Genomic DNA, 16,326 nt, shown 5'->3' with positions numbered 1-16,326 from the left:
CCGGAACCTGCAAGATACGGGTCTTCGATCTGTTCCAGCCGACCGGGCGACATGCCGAGATTGACCCTGCCTCCCCCTGCTTCCCAGGATGCCGCGCCGCCGCCGCCCGGCGATGCGACGGCGCGCGTGTTCCTGATGCTTCAGGGACCGCATGGACCGTTCTTCGACGGTCTCGGACGGCTGCTGCGCGACACCGGGGCCGAGGTCTGGCGGGTCGCCTTCAATGCCGGGGATGCATTCTTCTGGTCCGACAAGGACCGGCTGGTGCTGCATGACGGCGCGCCCGAAGACTGGTCCGGCCATCTCGACCGGCTCATCGCCGAGAAAGCCGTCACCGATATCGTCCTGTACGGAGATGTCCGCCCCGTTCACGCCGCCGCCCGCAGTGCCGCCGAGCGACACGGTCTGACGCTGCATGTCTTCGAGGAGGGCTATCTTCGCCCGTTCTGGATCACCTATGAACGCGGTGGCTCAAACGGTCACTCGCGACTGATGGAAATCTCGGTGCCCGAGATGCGCGCCGCGCTGCGCGGGCGTCAGGGCGAGATCCCGCGCCCGCCTGCCCACTGGGGTGATATGCGGCAGCATAAATTCTACGGCGCGCTGTATCACTTCCTGATCCTGACCGCGAACCGGCGCTTTCCGGGCTATCGCACCCATCGCGACATCTCGGTGCTGCGCGAATTCCGGCTCAATCTGCGCCGCCTTCTGCTGAGCCCGGTCATCGCGCTCGACCATTTCATCCGTTCTCGCCGTATCCGGCGCAGCGGGCACCCTTTTTCGCTTGTCCTGATGCAGCTGGAACATGATGCCAGCTTTCAGGCCCATTCCGATTATCCCGACATGGCCGCATTCACCGCCGAGGTGCTGGAGGCATTTGCGGCCAATGCCCCGCGGCATCACCATATCGTCTTCAAGGCTCACCCGCTGGAGGACGGCCGTTCGCGGCAACGGCAGGACATCATGACGAAGGCGGCCGAGCTTGGGATTGCAGAGCGGGTCCATCACGTGCCGGGCGGCAAGCTGGCACCGCTTCTCGGGCATGCGCGTTCGGTGGTGACGGTGAACTCTACCTCGGCGCAGCAGGCTTTGTGGCGCGGCCTGCCGGTCAAATCAATGGGCCGGGCTGTGTTCGATAAGCCACAGCTTGTCTCAGAGCAGGATCTCGCCGATTTCTTCGTGCATCCGGAACGGCCGAACCCGCATATCTATCGCCGCTATCGCGACTACCTTCTTGAAACCAGCCAGATTCCGGGCGGTTTCTACGCCGCGCGGGCGCGATCTCCGGCCTTCCGGCTGGTCGTTGACATGATGCTCTCGACGATGGATCCCTATGACGCGTTGACCTTCGGACGCTCGGAAATGAGGCAACAACCTGGCGGCGATTAACGCTAAATCACAATAACATATAGATAAATCACGAATCACCGGGTAATTTGGCGGCGAGTTGCCGGCTGTTCCGGCCTGAAGCAGGAGTTGAGAGTTTGACCGCAATAGAAACGAGAACCGCAACCAATCGCGGCATTCGCCTGCCGTTGATGCTCGCCATGATCGCCGTCACCGCACTGACCGCATGCGGACTTCCCCGCTCCGGCCCCAACAAGAAAGAGATCTTGTCGGGCGCCGTCGAGAACGGGGGCGACGCGCATGTCATCTATGTCAACAATCACGTCAATCGTACGGCCAACTATACCCCGGCCTACGGCTTCTCGAACGAGTTTCTCGCCGCCGGCACCGTCGGCGCGGATGAGATCCGGCCGGGCGATACGCTGGGCCTGATGATCTGGGAAAACGTCGATGACGGCCTGCTGGCTGGTCTTGGGCAAAGTTCGACCCAGCTTCAGCAGCTTCAGGTAGACAGCGCCGGCTATATCTTTGTCCCCTATGCGGGACGGGTCCAGGCGGCGGGGCGCTCGCCCGAACAGCTGCGCCAGGCGATCACGGCGCGGCTCGAAAACCAGACCCCGGATCCGCAAGTCACGGTGACCCGCGTTGCCGGTGACGGGGCGACCGTCTCGGTGATGGGCAAGGTCTTCGGCCAGGGCGTGTATCCGATCGAGCGTCCGACGCGCACGCTTTCCTCGATGCTGGCGCAGGCCGGCGGGGTGAATATCGAACCCGAGGTGGCGGTGATCACCGTCAAGCGCGGCCGCGAGACCGGGAAGGTCTGGCTGTCGGACCTGTATTTCAACCCGTCCTATGACATCGCGCTGCGCCCCGGCGACGTGATCCTGGTCGAAGAGGATCAGCGCAACTTCACCGCGCTTGGCGCCTTTGGCCAGCAGACCAAGGTTCCGCTCGGCAATGAACAGATCAGCGCGGTTGAGGCTGTGGCGATGGTCGGCGGTCTTCAGACCAACACGGCCGACCCGACCGGCGTCTTCGTGCTGCGCGACGAACCAGCACGGGTGGCCTCGGCGGTGCTCGGCCAGCCGATCAGCGGAACGCAGCGCATGGCCTATGTGCTGGACCTGACCCGGCCCAACGGGCTGTTCCTGGCCCGTGACTTCCTGGTCCGCGATGGCGACACGATCTATGTGACCGAAGCACCCTATGTGCAGTGGCAAAAGATCCTTGGCGCGATCACCGGCAGCGCCAGCTCGATCAACTCGCTGGAGAATATCGGCAATTGACGACGCCGCCATGCGATCAGGCCGCCGGGGGCGATCCCCGGCGGCTTTTCGTTTATAATGGCGGCATGCTGCGCGGCACCGTGCGCCGCATTCTGGAGCTTGCCGGGTGGTCTCCGCGTCTGGGTCTGCCGGGAACAGCCGACGCGGTCGGCATCTGGGGCGCGGCGGGCACGTCCTGGCGCGGGCGCGCGATCGCCGCCCGCCACGGCGCTGATCTGGTTCATGTCGAGGATGCTTTTCTGCGCGGTATTCTTCCGGGACGCGCCCGGGGCGCGCGCACCCGGCGCGGGCCGCTCGGGCTGATCGTCGATCCGGTCGGGCTGCATTTCGATCCGCGCGAACCTTCGCTGATCGAAACGCTGATCCCTGAATCGGACAGCGCCGGATGGCGCCAGACGGCGCGCGCCGGGATCGACCGACTGATCGCGGCGGATCTGTCGAAATACAACGCATATCTGCCCGATATCGCGGCGCCTGAACCGGGCTATGTGCTGGTCGTCGATCAGACCGCTGGCGACGCCGCGCTGATGGGGGCCGGTCGGGCGGCCTTTCTGGACATGCTCAACGCCGCCCGCGCCGAACATCCGGGCCGCCCGATCCTGATCCGCAGCCATCCCGAAACCGCGCGAGGGCTGCGGCCGGGCCATTTTCGGCCCGAGGACCTGCGCGAGGGTGAGCTGCTGCACGATGCGCCGCTTTCGCCCTGGCGGCTGCTCGAACATGCGGCGGCGGTCTATACGTTCAGCTCGCAGCTCGGGTTCGAGGCGATTCTGGCAGGTCACCGCCCCCGCGTCTTCGGCCAGCCATTCTATGCGGGCTGGGGGCAGAGCGACGATCAGAAGCCCATCCCCCGGCGCGGCCTGGCCCCGGTCGAGGCGATCTTTGCCGCCAGCCATCTGCGCGCGCCGATCTGGTATGACCCCTGCCTCGACCGGCTGACCGATTTCGACGGCGCGGTAAGCCAGCTCGAGGCCGAGGCAAAGGCCTGGCGGCAGGACCATGCCGGGCATCTGGCTTACGGTATGCGGCTGTGGAAACGCCGCGTCATTGCCCGTGGTTTCGGCAGCGGGAAGGGCGTTCGCTTCACCGGGCGTGCTTCGCCCGAGGTCACGCTGGCCTGGGCGGGCCGGGCGGAAGATCTGGCCGCGCCGCATCTGCTGCGGGTCGAGGACGGGTTCCTGCGCTCTCGCGGGCTCGGGGCGGCGCTGACCCCGCCGCTCTCGCTGGTGGCGGACGATCTGGGCATCTATTACGATCCGCGCCACCCATCGCGACTTGAGGAACTGATCGCCGGGCCGCTGCCGCCGGGCGGGGCCGAACGCGCAGCACGGCTGCGCAAGGCGCTGATCTCGGCGGGGCTGTCGAAATACAATCTCGGCGCGACAGCCACCGCGCTGCCGCCACGCGACTGGCGGCCGCGCATTCTCGTGCCCGGTCAGGTCGAGGATGACGCCTCGATCCGCTTTGGCGCCGGGGCCGAGCGCCGCAATCTGGATCTGCTGCGCCGCGCCCGGCACGACAATCCCGACGCGCTGCTGATCTATAAGCCGCATCCCGATGTCGAGGCCGGGCTGCGCCCGGGCGAGATCGCCCGCAGAGAGCTAGAGCAGCTTGCCGACCATATTGCGCGCGAGGCTGATCCGGTCACGCTTCTGAGCGAGGTCGATGAGGTCTGGACAATCACCTCCACGCTCGGCTTCGAAGCATTGCTGCGCGGGGTGCCGGTCACCACGCTCGGCGCGCCGTTCTATGCCGGCTGGGGACTGACCCGCGATCTGGGGCCGGTGCCCTCGCGGCGCCGGGCGCGCCCCGGTCTGGACGGGCTGACCCATGCCGCGCTGATCGCCTATCCGCGTTATCTCGATCCGGTTTCCGGCCTGCCCTGCCCGCCCGAGACCGCACTGGCGCGGCTGGCCGATCCGGGCCTGCGCGTTAAGGGTCCGCGTCTGCGGGTTCTTGCAAAGCTGCAAGGCGCGTTTGCCGGACAAAGCTGGCTCTGGCGGCGTTAGCGGCGGCGCGTCCAGATCTGGCAGAGATCCGCGCCAAGGCGCTGAGTGCGGCTGATCCCGAAGCGCGGCAGAGCGGCCAGAGCCATATCGGGCAGCGCCGCCACCGCCGGGCGCGCCGCGGCGCCCATCATCAGCCCGGCCTGATAGATCACCAGCTCATCCACCAGATCCGCAGCTATCAGCCCGGCCGCGAGCACACCGCCCCCTTCGCAAAACACCCGTGTCAGCCCCCGCGCGCCGAGATCGCGCAGCAGATCCGGCAGCGGACCCGAGAGCTGCCAGAGCGGGCCGTGATCGGCGTCCTCGGCCGGCATGGCGGGCAGGTCGCGCGATGACACCACCACCCGGACCGGCTGCCTCACCGCGCCGAAGCCGCGTACATTCAGAGAGGGAAGATCGGCGCGCGCGGTGCCGCCGCCCACCATCACCGCATCATGCTGCATCCGCAGCAGATGCACATGGCGGCGCGCTCGCGCTCCGGTGATCCACTGGCTTTCGCCGCTGGCAGTGGCAATCCGCCCGTCAAGACTGGTGGCCAGCTTCAGCGTCACCATGGGCCGAGCTTGCGTCACGCGGCAGAGAAACCCGCGCTGCAACGCCCCGGCCTCATCGGCGCGCACGCCTTCGGTCACCTCGATACCCGCCTCGCGCAGGATGGCATGACCACGCCCGGCAACGCGCGGATCGGGATCGGTCAGCGCCGAGACCACACGCGTTACCCCTGACGCGGCCAGCGCCTCGGCACAGGGTGGCGTGCGGCCGTGATGGGCACAGGGCTCCAGCGTGACATAGGCCGTTGCGCCCCGCGCGGCCGTGCCGGCCTGCGCCAGAGCCATCCGCTCGGCATGGGGACGCCCGCCGGGTTGGGTCCAGCCACGCCCGACGACGCGCCCGTCCCGGACCAGCACACAGCCCACGGACGGGTTCGGCCAGGTATTTCCCAGACCGCGCCGCGCCAGACGCAGCGCGTGGTCCATGTGACGCAGATCGCCGCTCACGCGTCGTCGAGACTCGGCGGGCGCAGTTCGGACACGAATTTGTCGAAATCGCCCGCATCCTGAAAGTTCTTGTAAACGCTGGCGAAGCGCACATAGGCGACATTGTCGATGCGGGCCAGCGACTCCATCACGATCTCGCCGATCACCTTCGAGGGGATGTCCGTCTCGCCCATGCTTTCCAGGCGCCGCACGATGCCGGAAATCAGCTGATCGATCCGCTCGGGATCAACCGGGCGTTTCTGCATCGCGATGCGGATCGAGCGGGCCATCTTGTCGCGGTCGAAATCCTCGCGCCGGCCATTGGTCTTGACCACGACCAGATCGCGCAGCTGCACGCGTTCATAGGTGGTGAAGCGACCGCCGCAGCCCGGGCAGAAACGCCGCCGCCTGATCGCCGCATTATCTTCGGCCGGGCGGGAATCTTTGACCTGGGTATCGGCATTTCCGCAGAACGGGCAGCGCATGTCCTCTCCCTTATCTGGAGTTTATGGGAGAGTTATCCACAAGGAGCGCCGAAAGCGCAACAGGATTTGTGGATCAGGGTTCCGACGCCACCAGATGCGGATCAGGCGCGGGTGAAGGCCAGCGCCACCTCGCGCCGATGCGGTGCCGTGCGGTGTTCGACCAGATAGATCCCCTGCCAGCGGCCCAGCAGCAACCGCCCCGCCCGTACCGGCACCGACAGCGAGACCGGCAGGATCGCGGCCTTGATATGGGCCGGCATATCGTCCGGCCCCTCGCTGCGATGGGTGATCCAGCTCATTGCGTCTGTGTCGGCCTGCGGTGCCGTGCGGTCGAGCCAGCCGAGAAGATCGCGCTGCACATCTGGATCGGCGTTTTCCTGAATCAGCAGGCTCGCCGAAGTGTGGCGGATCATTGCCGTCAGCACCCCGTCCTTCTGCCCCGACACGAAGCGCGCCAGAGACGGGGTAATTTCATGCATCGCCGGACCGTTCGTGTCCACGATGACCATGTCAATCATGCTCACTCACTCCTCCTCGGGGGGCGGCAGCGCATCCGTCTTGTCGTGATCCATCTCGATCCGCTTCTGCGCCCGCGCGCCCAGTTCGCGCAGCATCTCCACCTGCCGGATCACGTTACCCGTGCCACGTGACAGACGGTCGACAGCCTTGCGATGCGCATCCGACGCCTTGCCGAGCGCGGTCCCGACATCCTCCATCGCATCGACGAAGCCCGAAACCTTGTCATACAGCGCCCCGGCCCGCCTGGCGATCTCGAGCGCATTGGATTCGCGCCGCTCTACGGTCCAGATATGTTCGACGGTGCGCAGGGTCAGCATCAGCGTCGTCGGCGTGGTCAGCCCGACACGGCGGTCCATGGCGAAGCTGGCAAGCTTGGGATCGACGCGCAGCGCCTCGGAGAAAGCGCCCTCGATGGGGATGAACATCAGCACATAATCCACCGCGCCATCATCAAGCTGATCATAGCCTTTGCCTGAAAGCGCCGTGATATGGGCGCGCACCGCATCGACATGGCGCTTCAGCGCGGCGCTTCGGCTGAGATCGTCCTCGGCATTCACGGCCTGTTCATAGGCATTCAGCGAGACCTTGCTGTCCACCACAAGCAGTTTTTTCTGCGGCATCTTTACAACCACGTCGGGCCGCCAGGTCTTGCCGTCCTCATCCGTCCAGCTGGACTGAAGATCGTAATGCATCCCCCGTTCCAGCCCGGATTCTTCGAGGATCCGCTCGAGGATCATCTCGCCCCAGGCACCCTGTTTCTGCTTGTCGCCTTTCAGCGCACGGGTCAGCGCGCTCGCCTCCGAGCCGAGATTGGCAATCTGGTCGCGCAGTCGGGCGCCTTCCTCATCGAGAATGCGGTTGCGGTCACGCAGCTCACGCTGGAAATGCTGCACCTGCTCGCGAAATGGGGTCAGCAACGCGCTGAGCTGTTCGCCATGGCTCTTCTGCATGTCGGCGCCCTGAACGCGCAGCGTCTCATTGGCCATCAGCCGGAACTGCCCGGTCATTTCGTCGCGAAGGTCGCGCAGCTGTTTCAGATCATGCGCGGCGCGTTCGCGATCCTTTTCGGCGCCAAGCCGGGTGCGGGCGAGATCGGCTTCCAGCGCCGAGAGCTGCTGACGCGCGGCATAGAGCGCGTCGTTCAGACCGTCGCGTTCCTCTGACAGCTCGGCCAGACGGGTGCCGCGCTCTTCCAGCCTTGTCTCAAGCTGTCTGGTCAGCAAGTCACGCTCACGCGCCGCGCCGGTTTCCTCATTCAGCCGGTCGCGAAGCTCACCCGCTTCCGCACCAAGCCGTGACACGTCTTCGTCGCGCTGCGCGACTTCGCGAGTCAGTATTTCGCGCGCTTCACTCAGGCGCGCCACCGAGCCGCGCAATCGCTGAATGATGACAAGAAAAATGACAACACAGGCAAATAGCCCGATGACGATCCACATCGCCTGCCGAGGATCGCCAAGCCAAAGCTGCAGCTGCGCCAGAAAGCTCTCGCCCATATCGCCCCGCCGTTGTTCTTGTTTTGTGCCTAGCGGATCGTCGGGCCTGTCGCAAGGGCCTTGGCCGGGTCAGCCGTCCAGATCAGGCGGCGCGCAGGGCGAGGAATTGATAGAGGCATTCGCCGTAGCGGCGCAGATCGTGCGAATTTGTGCCCTGCTCGGCCAGATAATCGAAAAGCGGCGCCTGCTCGCCATTGGAATAGCCCATCGTCCAGCTGGGAAAGCGACGCTCGGCGATCGGACCGCTGGCATAGACCGTCAGATCACGGTGGCGCTTATCGGCCTGAAGGCTTTCGATCACCTCGTTCAGCGCATCGTCAGGGCCTTCCAGCCACTGCACGAACATCCCGTCTTCGGCATGCAGAAACCCCGTCAGCCCGAGCGCCTTGTTGCGCTTCCGGGCTGTCCGCAGGATCTCCTGGCAGTCCTTGTCGAACTGATCCAGCCGACCCGAACTCCGGTAAAGGATGTGAGAAAACGCCATAAACTCCTGTCCAATTTGTTAACTCAAGCTATGGCGCATTTGTTAACCAACGCAACAAGTTATTGCGTCGATTAAGAAAAATTATGCGCTTACTGGTCGAGGAAACTGCGCAGTTTCCGCGAGCGGGACGGGTGCTTCAGCTTGCGCAGCGCCTTGGCCTCGATCTGGCGGATCCGTTCGCGGGTGACGCTGAACTGCTGGCCGACCTCTTCCAGCGTGTGATCGGTGTTCATGCCGATGCCGAAACGCATCCGCAGAACCCGTTCCTCGCGCGGGGTCAGGCTGGCCAGAACGCGGGTTGTGGTTTCCTTCAGATTTTCCTGAATGGCGGAATCCAGCGGAAGAACCGCGTTCTTGTCCTCGATGAAATCGCCGAGCTGGCTGTCTTCCTCGTCGCCGATGGGCGTTTCAAGGCTGATCGGCTCCTTGGCGATCTTCATCACCTTGCGGACCTTTTCCAGCGGCATCTGGAGCTTGTCGGCCAGTTCCTCGGGCGTCGGCTCGCGGCCGATCTCGTGCAGCATCTGGCGACCCGTCCGCACCAGCTTGTTGATGGTTTCGATCATATGGACCGGGATGCGGATCGTGCGGGCCTGATCGGCGATGGACCGGGTGATCGCCTGCCGGATCCACCATGTCGCATAGGTGGAGAATTTATAGCCGCGGCGATATTCGAATTTATCCACCGCCTTCATCAGGCCGATATTGCCTTCCTGAATGAGATCAAGGAATTGCAGGCCCCTGTTCGTGTATTTCTTGGCGATCGAGATCACCAGACGCAGATTCGCCTCGACCATTTCCTTCTTGGCCTGACGCGCCTCGCGCTCACCGCGCTGCACCTGGTTCACGATGCGACGGAATTCCTCGATATCGACGCCGACATATTGGCCGACCTCGGCCATGTCGCCGCGCAGCTTTTCGACGTTATCCATGCTGCGCTCGAACAGCGCCTGCCAGCCGCGGCCCTTGTTTTCGGACATGCGGTCGATCCAGGCCGGGTCCAGCTCCGAGCCGCGGTAGGCATCGACGAATTCACGCCGGTTGATGCGCGCGGCATCGGCCAGCTTCACCATGCCGGAATCGATGGTCACGATCCGGCGGTTGATCCCGTAAAGCTGATCGACGAGCGCTTCGATGCGGTTGTTATGAAGATGTAAAGAGTTCACCAGCACGACGATTTCGCCGCGCAGCTTCTGATAGGCCGATTCATCGTTGGTCGAGAAGCTGCCATCCTCGTTCAGCGTCGCCGACATGCGCTGATCCTGCATATGGGCCAGCTCTTCATAGTCGCGGGCAATGGCCTCCAGCGTTTCCAGCACCTGCGGCTTGAGGCTCGCTTCCATCGCGGCGAGCGACAGATTGGCGCCGTCATCCTCGTCATCATCGTCGTTTTGCAGAGGGTTGCCGTCGGCATCGGTTTCCGGCGCCTTGTCGGCAGAGCCGCTTTCGCCGCCGGTGGCGGATGGCGCGGCCGCAGAGGGGGAAAGCTCTTCTTCGTCGCCATCCTCCATCGACTGACCGAAGGTGGTCTCCAGGTCGATCACGTCGCGCAGCAGAATATCCTCGTCCAGAAGTTCCTGCCGCCACATGGTGATCGCCTTGAAGGTCAGCGGGCTTTCGCACAGCCCGGCGATCATGGTGTTGCGCCCGGCCTCGATCCGCTTGGCGATGGCGATCTCGCCCTCGCGCGAGAGCAGCTCGACCGATCCCATTTCGCGCAGATACATACGCACCGGATCGTCTGTGCGGTCGAGTTTCTCGGTCTCGGTCGTCGCCACTGCGACCTCGCGCGAATTCGAGGTGGTCACCACCTCGCCGCCGCTATCGCCGTCTTCGCCCTCTTCTTCGTTCTCGACGACCTGGATGCCCATTTCGGACAGCATCGACATCACATCCTCGATCTGGTCAGAGCTGACCTGATCGGGCGGCAGAACATTGTTCAGCTGGTCATAGGTGATATAGCCGCGCTCTTTCGCCTCGGCGATCATCTTCTTGACCGCCGTCTGGCTGATATCGAGCGAGTGGGCGTTTTCCTGGCTTTCGTCGCGAGAGCTATCTTCGTCCTTGGCGGCCATAGGCATCCTGTCAGCGTAGTGATTCGGGGGCGTCCGAATCATGTGGGGATCGGAGACGTTTTAGACAAGATGAGCCGTTCTTCAAAGGCCGGGTGATTCGGGCTGACGATTTTGTCAGGCGAATCACCATGTTCACCGGCGTTTGCGGCTTGGCTTGGTGTCGAAATAGGCAGCGAGCCGGGCGGTCAGCGCGTCGCGATCCTCGTCCAGATCGGCGCTGTCCTCCAGCTCGGGATGTTCGGCGCGATGTCGGGCGCGGGCCGATTCGCTCATCCGCCAGGTCAGCCCCTCATCGACGAGCCCCTGGATTTCGGCCTCGGCGCGGGCAAGTTCCGAAAGCGCCGCGCGGCGTGCCTCGATCTTGTCGAGGATATTCGACAGCACTACCGCCGCCTTGGCCGGATCGCCGGGTTGCCGGATCATCGGCGCGGCGCGGACATAGCTGTCCTCCATGATCCGCGCCAGAGCCGCGCGACCCGCGCCGCTTTCGCCGCCGCACAGCAAGTCGTGGCACAAGGCGGCGCGTCCGGGATCGGCCGGATCAAGCAATTCGAGCCGGGATTCGACGCGGGCGGCCAGGCCGGGATAGCTGGCACAGATCGCAAGCGCCATCGCTTCAAGCGTCATGTCGCCCGCATCCTGCTGGCCCAGCGGGGTGGCGCGGGTCTGGGCGCGCGGCGCCATCTCTGCGCCTCGCCGCTCGCCGGGGCGCGGGGTCAGCCGCCCTGCCCCGCGCCGTCCGCCGAACAGGGCAAAGCGCCGCTCGCGCAGCGCCGCCGTGTAGTGGTTGCGCGTCGCCTCGTCCGGGATCAGCCCGACCGCCTTGCGCAGGCTCGCATCCAGGGCGGCGCGGCGTTCCGGGCTGTCGAAATCGCGTCCCTCGACCTCGCGCTCCCACAGCAGGTCGACCAGCGGACGCGCCTCTTCCAGCACTTTCTGCATCGCCCCCGCACCATGGGCGCGGATCAGATCGTCAGGGTCCGTTCCGGCCGGCAGCACCGCAAAGCGCAGCGCCTGCCCCGGCCCGGTCATCGGCAGCGCCAGATCGATCAGCCGCCGCGCTGCGCGTTGCCCCGCGGCATCGCCGTCCAGCATGATCACCGGCTCGGGGCTGATCCGCCACATCAGCCGCAGCTGATCCTCGGTGATCGCTGTCCCCAGAGGTGCCACCGCGCCCTCGAACCCGGCCAGCACCAGCGCGATGACATCCATATAGCCCTCGGCGACGATCAACGGCGCGCCTTTGCCGACGGCGCTGCGCGCGGCGGCGATGTTGTAAAGATTGCGGCCCTTGTCGAACAGCGCGGTTTCCGGGCTGTTCAGATATTTGGCCCGTGCATTCGGGTCCATCGCCCGGCCACCGAAGGCGATCACGCGGCCTCGCGCATCGCGGATCGGAAAGATGATCCGGCCACGGAACCGGTCATAGGGCGCGCCGCCATTATCCGGTCTGGCGGCAAGACCGGCATCGACGATCACGTCGTCAGCCATGCCCTTCTCGCGCAGCGCATGGAACAGCCCCTGCCGCATGTCCGGGGCGAAGCCCAGTTCGAACCGGTCGATGCCTGCCTGTTCCAGCCCGCGACGGGTCAGATAGTCGCGCGCCCCGGCCCCTTGCGAGGTGCCGAGCTGCATCCTGTAATGGCGTGTCGCAGCCTCCATCGCGTCGGCCAGCACGCTGCGGCGATCGGCACGCTTTGCCTCGGCCGGATCACGCTCGGGCATGGGCAGCCCGGCTTCGGACGCGATCACCTTCACCGCTTCGATAAAGTCCAGACCGTCGGATTCGCGCAGGAAGGTGAGCGCGTCACCCTTGGCGTGGCAACCGAAGCAGTAATAGAACCCCTTCCGGTCATCGACATGGAACGATGCGGTCTTTTCACCGTGAAACGGGCATGGCGCCCACCAGTCGCCCTTGGCCTGGTTCGACCGGCGCAGATCCCATGTCACCTTGCGCCCGACGATCCGGCTGACCGGGACGCGATTGCGCAGCTCGTCGAGAAAGGCGGGTGAGATGGACATGGGCGCCAATATCGGTTGCGCCGCGCGCCACGGCAAGAGGCTTACGCCCCGACCGCCCCGCGCACGAGACCGGCATAATGGCGATGCAGCGCGGCGCGATCCAGCCTCCCACCGGCACGATACCAGTTGGTCACCCCGGTCAGCATCGCGATCAGCGCCATCGTTGCCAGCCGCGTATCGGCGACGCGCATCACGCCTGCCGCAACCCCGGCATCGAGGATCGCCTGCAGCGCATTTTCGTAGCAACGGCGAAGCGCGGTGATCTCGGCGTGGTTGTCGGGGTTGAGATTGCGCAGTTCCATATATGAAAGAAACACGCCATCCGCCCGGTCGAGGCTGGTCTCGATGTGGAAATGCACGAAACTGTCGAGCCGGTCGAGCGGCGCTGCATCGGGCGCATCCTGCCAGTCCGTCAGAAGCTGCTCCATATGGTCGCGCAGCAGATCGGCCAGCAGAGCCTGCTTGTCCTCGGTATAGGCGTAGATCGTGCCGACCTGCACGCCGACCGCCTTGGCGATCTGGCGCATCGAGACCGCCGCATATCCGTGCTGCGCGAAGAGTTTGCGCGCGGCCTCGCGGATCAGCGGGCCGGTGATCTCTGCGCGCGATCCCTGTGTCCGCGCCATCAGATTTTCGGCGGCGAGCCGTGGTGCGGGTTCACCCCGATCAGCTCATGGAAATTATCGGGCGCCTGGTCCAGCAATTCCTCGGCCAGATCGCGACCCATTCCGGGGCCGTCCGCCGCCAGCCCCTCTCGCTCGCCGCGAAAGACCTGACTGCCATCCGGCAACAGGATCTCGCCGCGCAGCCAGAGCCGGTCCCCTTCCAGCAAAGCCAGCCCCGCAATCGGCGTTTCGCATGACCCGTCAAGCGCCGCCAGAAAGGCCCGCTCGGCCGAGACGCGCAGCCTGGTGTCTTCATGGGCAATCGCTGCCAGCAGCGCTGCCACTCGATCATCCTCGCGCCGCCGCTCGACCCCGATGGCGCCCTGCGCGATGGCGGGCAGCATTTCTTCGGGGGCGATCGCGCCGCGGGCAATCTCCGGCTCTCCGAGACGGTTCAGCCCGGCCATCGCAAGGAATGTCGCCTCTGCCACGCCCTCGCCCAGCTTTCGCATTCGCGTCTGCACATTGCCGCGAAACGTCACCAGTTGCAGGTCGGGCCGCCGGTGGATCAGCTGCGCCCGCCGCCGCAGCGACGAGCTTCCGACCACCGCGCCCTGAGGCAGGTCGCTGATCGACGCGTGTTTCAGGCTGACAAACGCATCCCGGCAATCCTCGCGCGGCAGGTAGCAGTCGATCACCAGCCCGTCCGGTTGCAGGACCGGCATGTCCTTCATCGAATGCACCGCAATGTCGATCTTGCGATCCAACAGCGCGTCCTCGATCTCGCGTGTGAACAGCCCCTTGCCGCCGATCTCCTGCAAGGGCCGGTCGAGGATCTTGTCCGCCGTGGTCTTGATCGGCACGATCTCGAACGCCTCGGCACCAAGACCATGTGCCAGCATCAGCCGGTCGCGGGTCTCGTAGGCCTGCGCCAGCGCCAGCGGCGAGCCGCGCGTGCCGATTTTCAGCCGGTCGTCCTGAGTGGGCCAGTCAGTCATGGCCCTGCCATAGCGACGGGGCGCCGCCTTGACAATGCCGGGCCACCCCCGTTGAACGGTGCGCGAAAGAGAGGCCCCATGACCAAGACGATCCTGCGTGCGCTCGCGGGGGAGACCCTTCCCACCCCACCGATCTGGATGATGCGGCAGGCGGGGCGCTATCTGCCCGAATATCGTGCCACGCGCGCAAAGGCCGGGGATTTCCTGTCGCTGTGCTATAACCCCGAACTCGCCGCCGAGGTGACGCTGCAACCGATCCGCCGCTATGGTTTCGATGCGGCGATCCTGTTCGCCGATATTCTTCTGGTGCCGCAGGCGCTCGGCGCGGATCTGTGGTTCGTGACCGGAGAAGGCCCGCGTCTCTCGACCATCACCGATGCCGAGGGCGTCGCGGCGCTGAAACCCGCCGATGCGGTGCATGAGAAGCTTTGGCCGATCTATGAGACCGTGCGTATCCTTGCTCGCGAATTGCCCGCCGAGACGACGCTGATCGGCTTTGCCGGCGCGCCCTGGACGGTCGCCACCTATATGATTGCCGGGCGCGGCACCAAGGATCAGGGGCCGGCCCATGCGTTCAAACAGGCCGACCGCGCGGCGTTCTCGGCGCTGATCGACCGGGTGACCGAGGCCACCATCGAATATCTCTCGGCCCAGATCGAGGCCGGGGCCGAGGTGGTCAAGCTGTTCGACAGCTGGGCGGGCAGCCTGAGCGGGCAGGATTTCGACGATTTCTGCATCGCCCCTGCCGCGCGCATCGTCTCGGCGCTGAAACAGCGCCACCCCGGCATCCCGGTCATCGCCTTCCCGCGTGAGGCGGGCGAGCGCTATGTGGGCTATGCCGAGGCGACCGGGGCGGATTGCGTGGCGCTCGACAACTCGGTCGATGCCGGATGGGCCGCGGCGCATGTGCAGCGCGATGGCTGCGTGCAGGGCAATCTCGCGCCGGGCCATATGGTGACCGGCGGTCAGGCCCTGATCGACGAGACCCGCGCCATTGTCGAGGCGTTCCGGGGCGGCCCGCATATCTTCAATCTCGGCCACGGGATCACCCCCGATGCGGATCCTGAAAATGTCGCGCTGATGATCGACACGGTGCGGAACGGCTGATCCGATGTGGGTGCTGGCCACGCTGATCGCGGCCCTGGCGCAGACCGGGCGCAACGCGGCGCAGGCCGGGCTGACCGGACAGATCGGTACGATCGGCGCCACGGCGGTGCGCTTCGTCTTCGGGCTGCCCTTCGCGGCGCTGTTCCTGCTGGTCATGTCGACGCAAAGCGCCCTGCCCCCGGTCAGTGCCGCGACGCTGGGCTGGACGGCGCTTGGCGCCTTCAGCCAGATCGCCGCCACCGCCTTCATGCTGGTCACCATGCGCGGCCAGGGGTTCGGCGTCGCCACGGCGCTGATGAAGACCGAGCCGGTGACGCTGGCGGTCTTTGGCGTGCTGTTCCTGTCCGAACCGCTCGGCCTGCCCCGGCTCGGAGCGATCCTGCTGGCCACGTTCGGCGTGATCCTGATGTCCGGCGCGAACTGGTCCCGCGCCCGCGCCACCTCCATCGCCATCGGCATCGCCGCCGGAGCGCTGTTCGGCCTCTCGGCCATCGGCTTTCGCGGCGCCATCCTGACCCTCCCCGATGGCGGCCCGGTCCTGCGCGCGAGCGTCGTTCTGGTGATCGCACTCGCCATGCAGTCCGCCGCCATGCTGGCCTGGCTGGGCCTGCTCGACCGCGCCGTGCTGCGCGCCATCGCCCGAAGCTGGCGCATCTCGCTGGCGGCGGGGGCGCTTGGTGCCTTTGCCTCGCTGTTCTGGTTCATCGGCTTCGCCCTGACCTCGGCCGCCAATGTCCGCACGCTGGCGCTTGTCGAGGTGATCTTCGCCCAGATCCTCTCTGCCCGGTTGTTCCGCCAGGGCGCGAGTCTGCGCCAGATGACGGGCATGGCCATGATCGTCGCCGGGGTGATCCTGCTGATCCGCGTCGCCTGAGCGCCGATCCGACAGGGCAGAGATTTTCCGCTTGTGGTCCGCGCG

Annotated in this window: 14 protein-coding genes; 5 read left to right on the top strand and 9 right to left on the bottom strand. The window is 65.6% G+C overall.

All coding sequences use genetic code 11. The features are described 5' to 3' along the window. Positions 1–51 precede the first annotated feature (51 nt). The 3 genes from PAF18_RS04985 to PAF18_RS04975 all read left to right on the top strand — a co-directional run bounded on the left by PAF18_RS04985 (position 52) and on the right by PAF18_RS04975 (position 4,642). On the top strand, positions 52–1,389 hold the full coding sequence (locus tag PAF18_RS04985; protein WP_434802239.1) for a capsule polysaccharide biogenesis protein: 1,338 nt from the start codon (positions 52–54) through the stop codon (positions 1,387–1,389). Between the two features lie 149 nt (positions 1,390–1,538). After that, positions 1,539–2,633 carry a polysaccharide biosynthesis/export family protein gene (locus PAF18_RS04980; protein WP_271118062.1) on the top strand — a complete coding sequence of 365 codons (1,095 nt, stop codon included), beginning with the start codon at positions 1,539–1,541 and terminating at the stop codon, positions 2,631–2,633. A 65-nt stretch (positions 2,634–2,698) separates the two neighbouring features. Continuing rightward, positions 2,699–4,642, top strand: coding sequence for a capsule polysaccharide biogenesis protein (locus PAF18_RS04975; RefSeq protein ID WP_271118061.1), 1,944 nt, complete (start codon positions 2,699–2,701; stop codon positions 4,640–4,642). Here the strand turns inward: PAF18_RS04975 and ribD are convergent. The 9 genes from ribD to hemC all read right to left on the bottom strand — a co-directional run bounded on the left by ribD (position 4,639) and on the right by hemC (position 14,300). Next, the gene (gene ribD / locus PAF18_RS04970) at positions 4,639–5,619 is read right to left on the bottom strand and encodes a bifunctional diaminohydroxyphosphoribosylaminopyrimidine deaminase/5-amino-6-(5-phosphoribosylamino)uracil reductase RibD (RefSeq protein ID WP_271118060.1); all 981 of its coding nucleotides are present in this window, start codon (positions 5,617–5,619) and stop codon (positions 4,639–4,641) included. The genes PAF18_RS04975 and ribD overlap by 4 nt on opposite strands. A gap of 17 nt (positions 5,620–5,636) precedes the next feature. Then, a complete protein-coding gene (gene nrdR / locus PAF18_RS04965) occupies positions 5,637–6,104 on the bottom strand; it encodes a transcriptional regulator NrdR (protein ID WP_271117508.1) in 468 nt (155 codons plus the stop codon). Positions 6,105–6,205: 101 nt separating this feature from the next. Further along, the gene (locus tag PAF18_RS04960; protein WP_271118059.1) at positions 6,206–6,622 is read right to left on the bottom strand and encodes a secondary thiamine-phosphate synthase enzyme YjbQ; all 417 of its coding nucleotides are present in this window, start codon (positions 6,620–6,622) and stop codon (positions 6,206–6,208) included. A 6-nt stretch (positions 6,623–6,628) separates the two neighbouring features. Beyond that, complete coding sequence (locus PAF18_RS04955) at positions 6,629–8,116, bottom strand: DNA recombination protein RmuC (RefSeq protein ID WP_271117507.1); 1,488 nt, start codon at positions 8,114–8,116, stop codon at positions 6,629–6,631. Between the two features lie 82 nt (positions 8,117–8,198). After that, positions 8,199–8,600, bottom strand: coding sequence for a BLUF domain-containing protein (locus PAF18_RS04950; protein ID WP_271117506.1), 402 nt, complete (start codon positions 8,598–8,600; stop codon positions 8,199–8,201). Between the two features lie 89 nt (positions 8,601–8,689). Continuing rightward, positions 8,690–10,675: an RNA polymerase sigma factor RpoD gene (gene rpoD / locus PAF18_RS04945; protein ID WP_271117505.1), complete on the bottom strand. Its 1,986-nt coding sequence runs from the start codon at positions 10,673–10,675 to the stop codon at positions 8,690–8,692. A 132-nt stretch (positions 10,676–10,807) separates the two neighbouring features. Continuing rightward, entirely contained in the window at positions 10,808–12,697 is a 1,890-nt protein-coding gene (gene dnaG, locus PAF18_RS04940) for a DNA primase (protein ID WP_271117504.1), read from the bottom strand. Positions 12,698–12,738: 41 nt separating this feature from the next. Then, positions 12,739–13,323, bottom strand: coding sequence for a TetR/AcrR family transcriptional regulator (locus PAF18_RS04935; protein ID WP_271117503.1), 585 nt, complete (start codon positions 13,321–13,323; stop codon positions 12,739–12,741). Next, positions 13,323–14,300: a hydroxymethylbilane synthase gene (gene hemC, locus PAF18_RS04930; protein ID WP_271117502.1), complete on the bottom strand. Its 978-nt coding sequence runs from the start codon at positions 14,298–14,300 to the stop codon at positions 13,323–13,325. Before hemC ends, PAF18_RS04935 begins: the two co-directional genes overlap by 1 nt. Positions 14,301–14,378: 78 nt before the next feature. Between hemC and hemE the strand changes: the two genes are divergently transcribed. Both hemE and PAF18_RS04920 read left to right on the top strand, forming a co-directional pair. After that, entirely contained in the window at positions 14,379–15,407 is a 1,029-nt protein-coding gene (gene hemE, locus PAF18_RS04925) for a uroporphyrinogen decarboxylase (RefSeq protein ID WP_271117501.1), read from the top strand. 4 nt (positions 15,408–15,411) lie between these two features. Then, on the top strand, positions 15,412–16,281 hold the full coding sequence (locus PAF18_RS04920) for an EamA family transporter (RefSeq protein ID WP_271117500.1): 870 nt from the start codon (positions 15,412–15,414) through the stop codon (positions 16,279–16,281). Positions 16,282–16,326: the final 45 nt, after the last annotated feature.

The sequence above is a fragment of the Paracoccus sediminicola genome (assembly GCF_027912835.1).
Lineage (GTDB): Bacteria > Pseudomonadota > Alphaproteobacteria > Rhodobacterales > Rhodobacteraceae > Paracoccus > Paracoccus sediminicola.
This window is presented reverse-complemented; position numbering and strand designations above follow the sequence as displayed.

Coding starts and splice junctions, on each gene's coding strand:
- PAF18_RS04985 (WP_434802239.1), top strand. CDS start 52: ATGCCGAGATTGACCCTGCCTCCCCCTGCTTCCCAGGATGCCGCGCCG.
- PAF18_RS04980 (WP_271118062.1), top strand. CDS start 1,539: ATGCTCGCCATGATCGCCGTCACCGCACTGACCGCATGCGGACTTCCC.
- PAF18_RS04975 (WP_271118061.1), top strand. CDS start 2,699: ATGCTGCGCGGCACCGTGCGCCGCATTCTGGAGCTTGCCGGGTGGTCT.
- ribD (WP_271118060.1), bottom strand. CDS start 5,619: ATGGACCACGCGCTGCGTCTGGCGCGGCGCGGTCTGGGAAATACCTGG.
- nrdR (WP_271117508.1), bottom strand. CDS start 6,104: ATGCGCTGCCCGTTCTGCGGAAATGCCGATACCCAGGTCAAAGATTCC.
- PAF18_RS04960 (WP_271118059.1), bottom strand. CDS start 6,622: ATGATTGACATGGTCATCGTGGACACGAACGGTCCGGCGATGCATGAA.
- PAF18_RS04955 (WP_271117507.1), bottom strand. CDS start 8,116: ATGGGCGAGAGCTTTCTGGCGCAGCTGCAGCTTTGGCTTGGCGATCCT.
- PAF18_RS04950 (WP_271117506.1), bottom strand. CDS start 8,600: ATGGCGTTTTCTCACATCCTTTACCGGAGTTCGGGTCGGCTGGATCAG.
- rpoD (WP_271117505.1), bottom strand. CDS start 10,675: ATGGCCGCCAAGGACGAAGATAGCTCTCGCGACGAAAGCCAGGAAAAC.
- dnaG (WP_271117504.1), bottom strand. CDS start 12,697: ATGTCCATCTCACCCGCCTTTCTCGACGAGCTGCGCAATCGCGTCCCG.
- PAF18_RS04935 (WP_271117503.1), bottom strand. CDS start 13,323: ATGGCGCGGACACAGGGATCGCGCGCAGAGATCACCGGCCCGCTGATC.
- hemC (WP_271117502.1), bottom strand. CDS start 14,300: ATGACTGACTGGCCCACTCAGGACGACCGGCTGAAAATCGGCACGCGC.
- hemE (WP_271117501.1), top strand. CDS start 14,379: ATGACCAAGACGATCCTGCGTGCGCTCGCGGGGGAGACCCTTCCCACC.
- PAF18_RS04920 (WP_271117500.1), top strand. CDS start 15,412: ATGTGGGTGCTGGCCACGCTGATCGCGGCCCTGGCGCAGACCGGGCGC.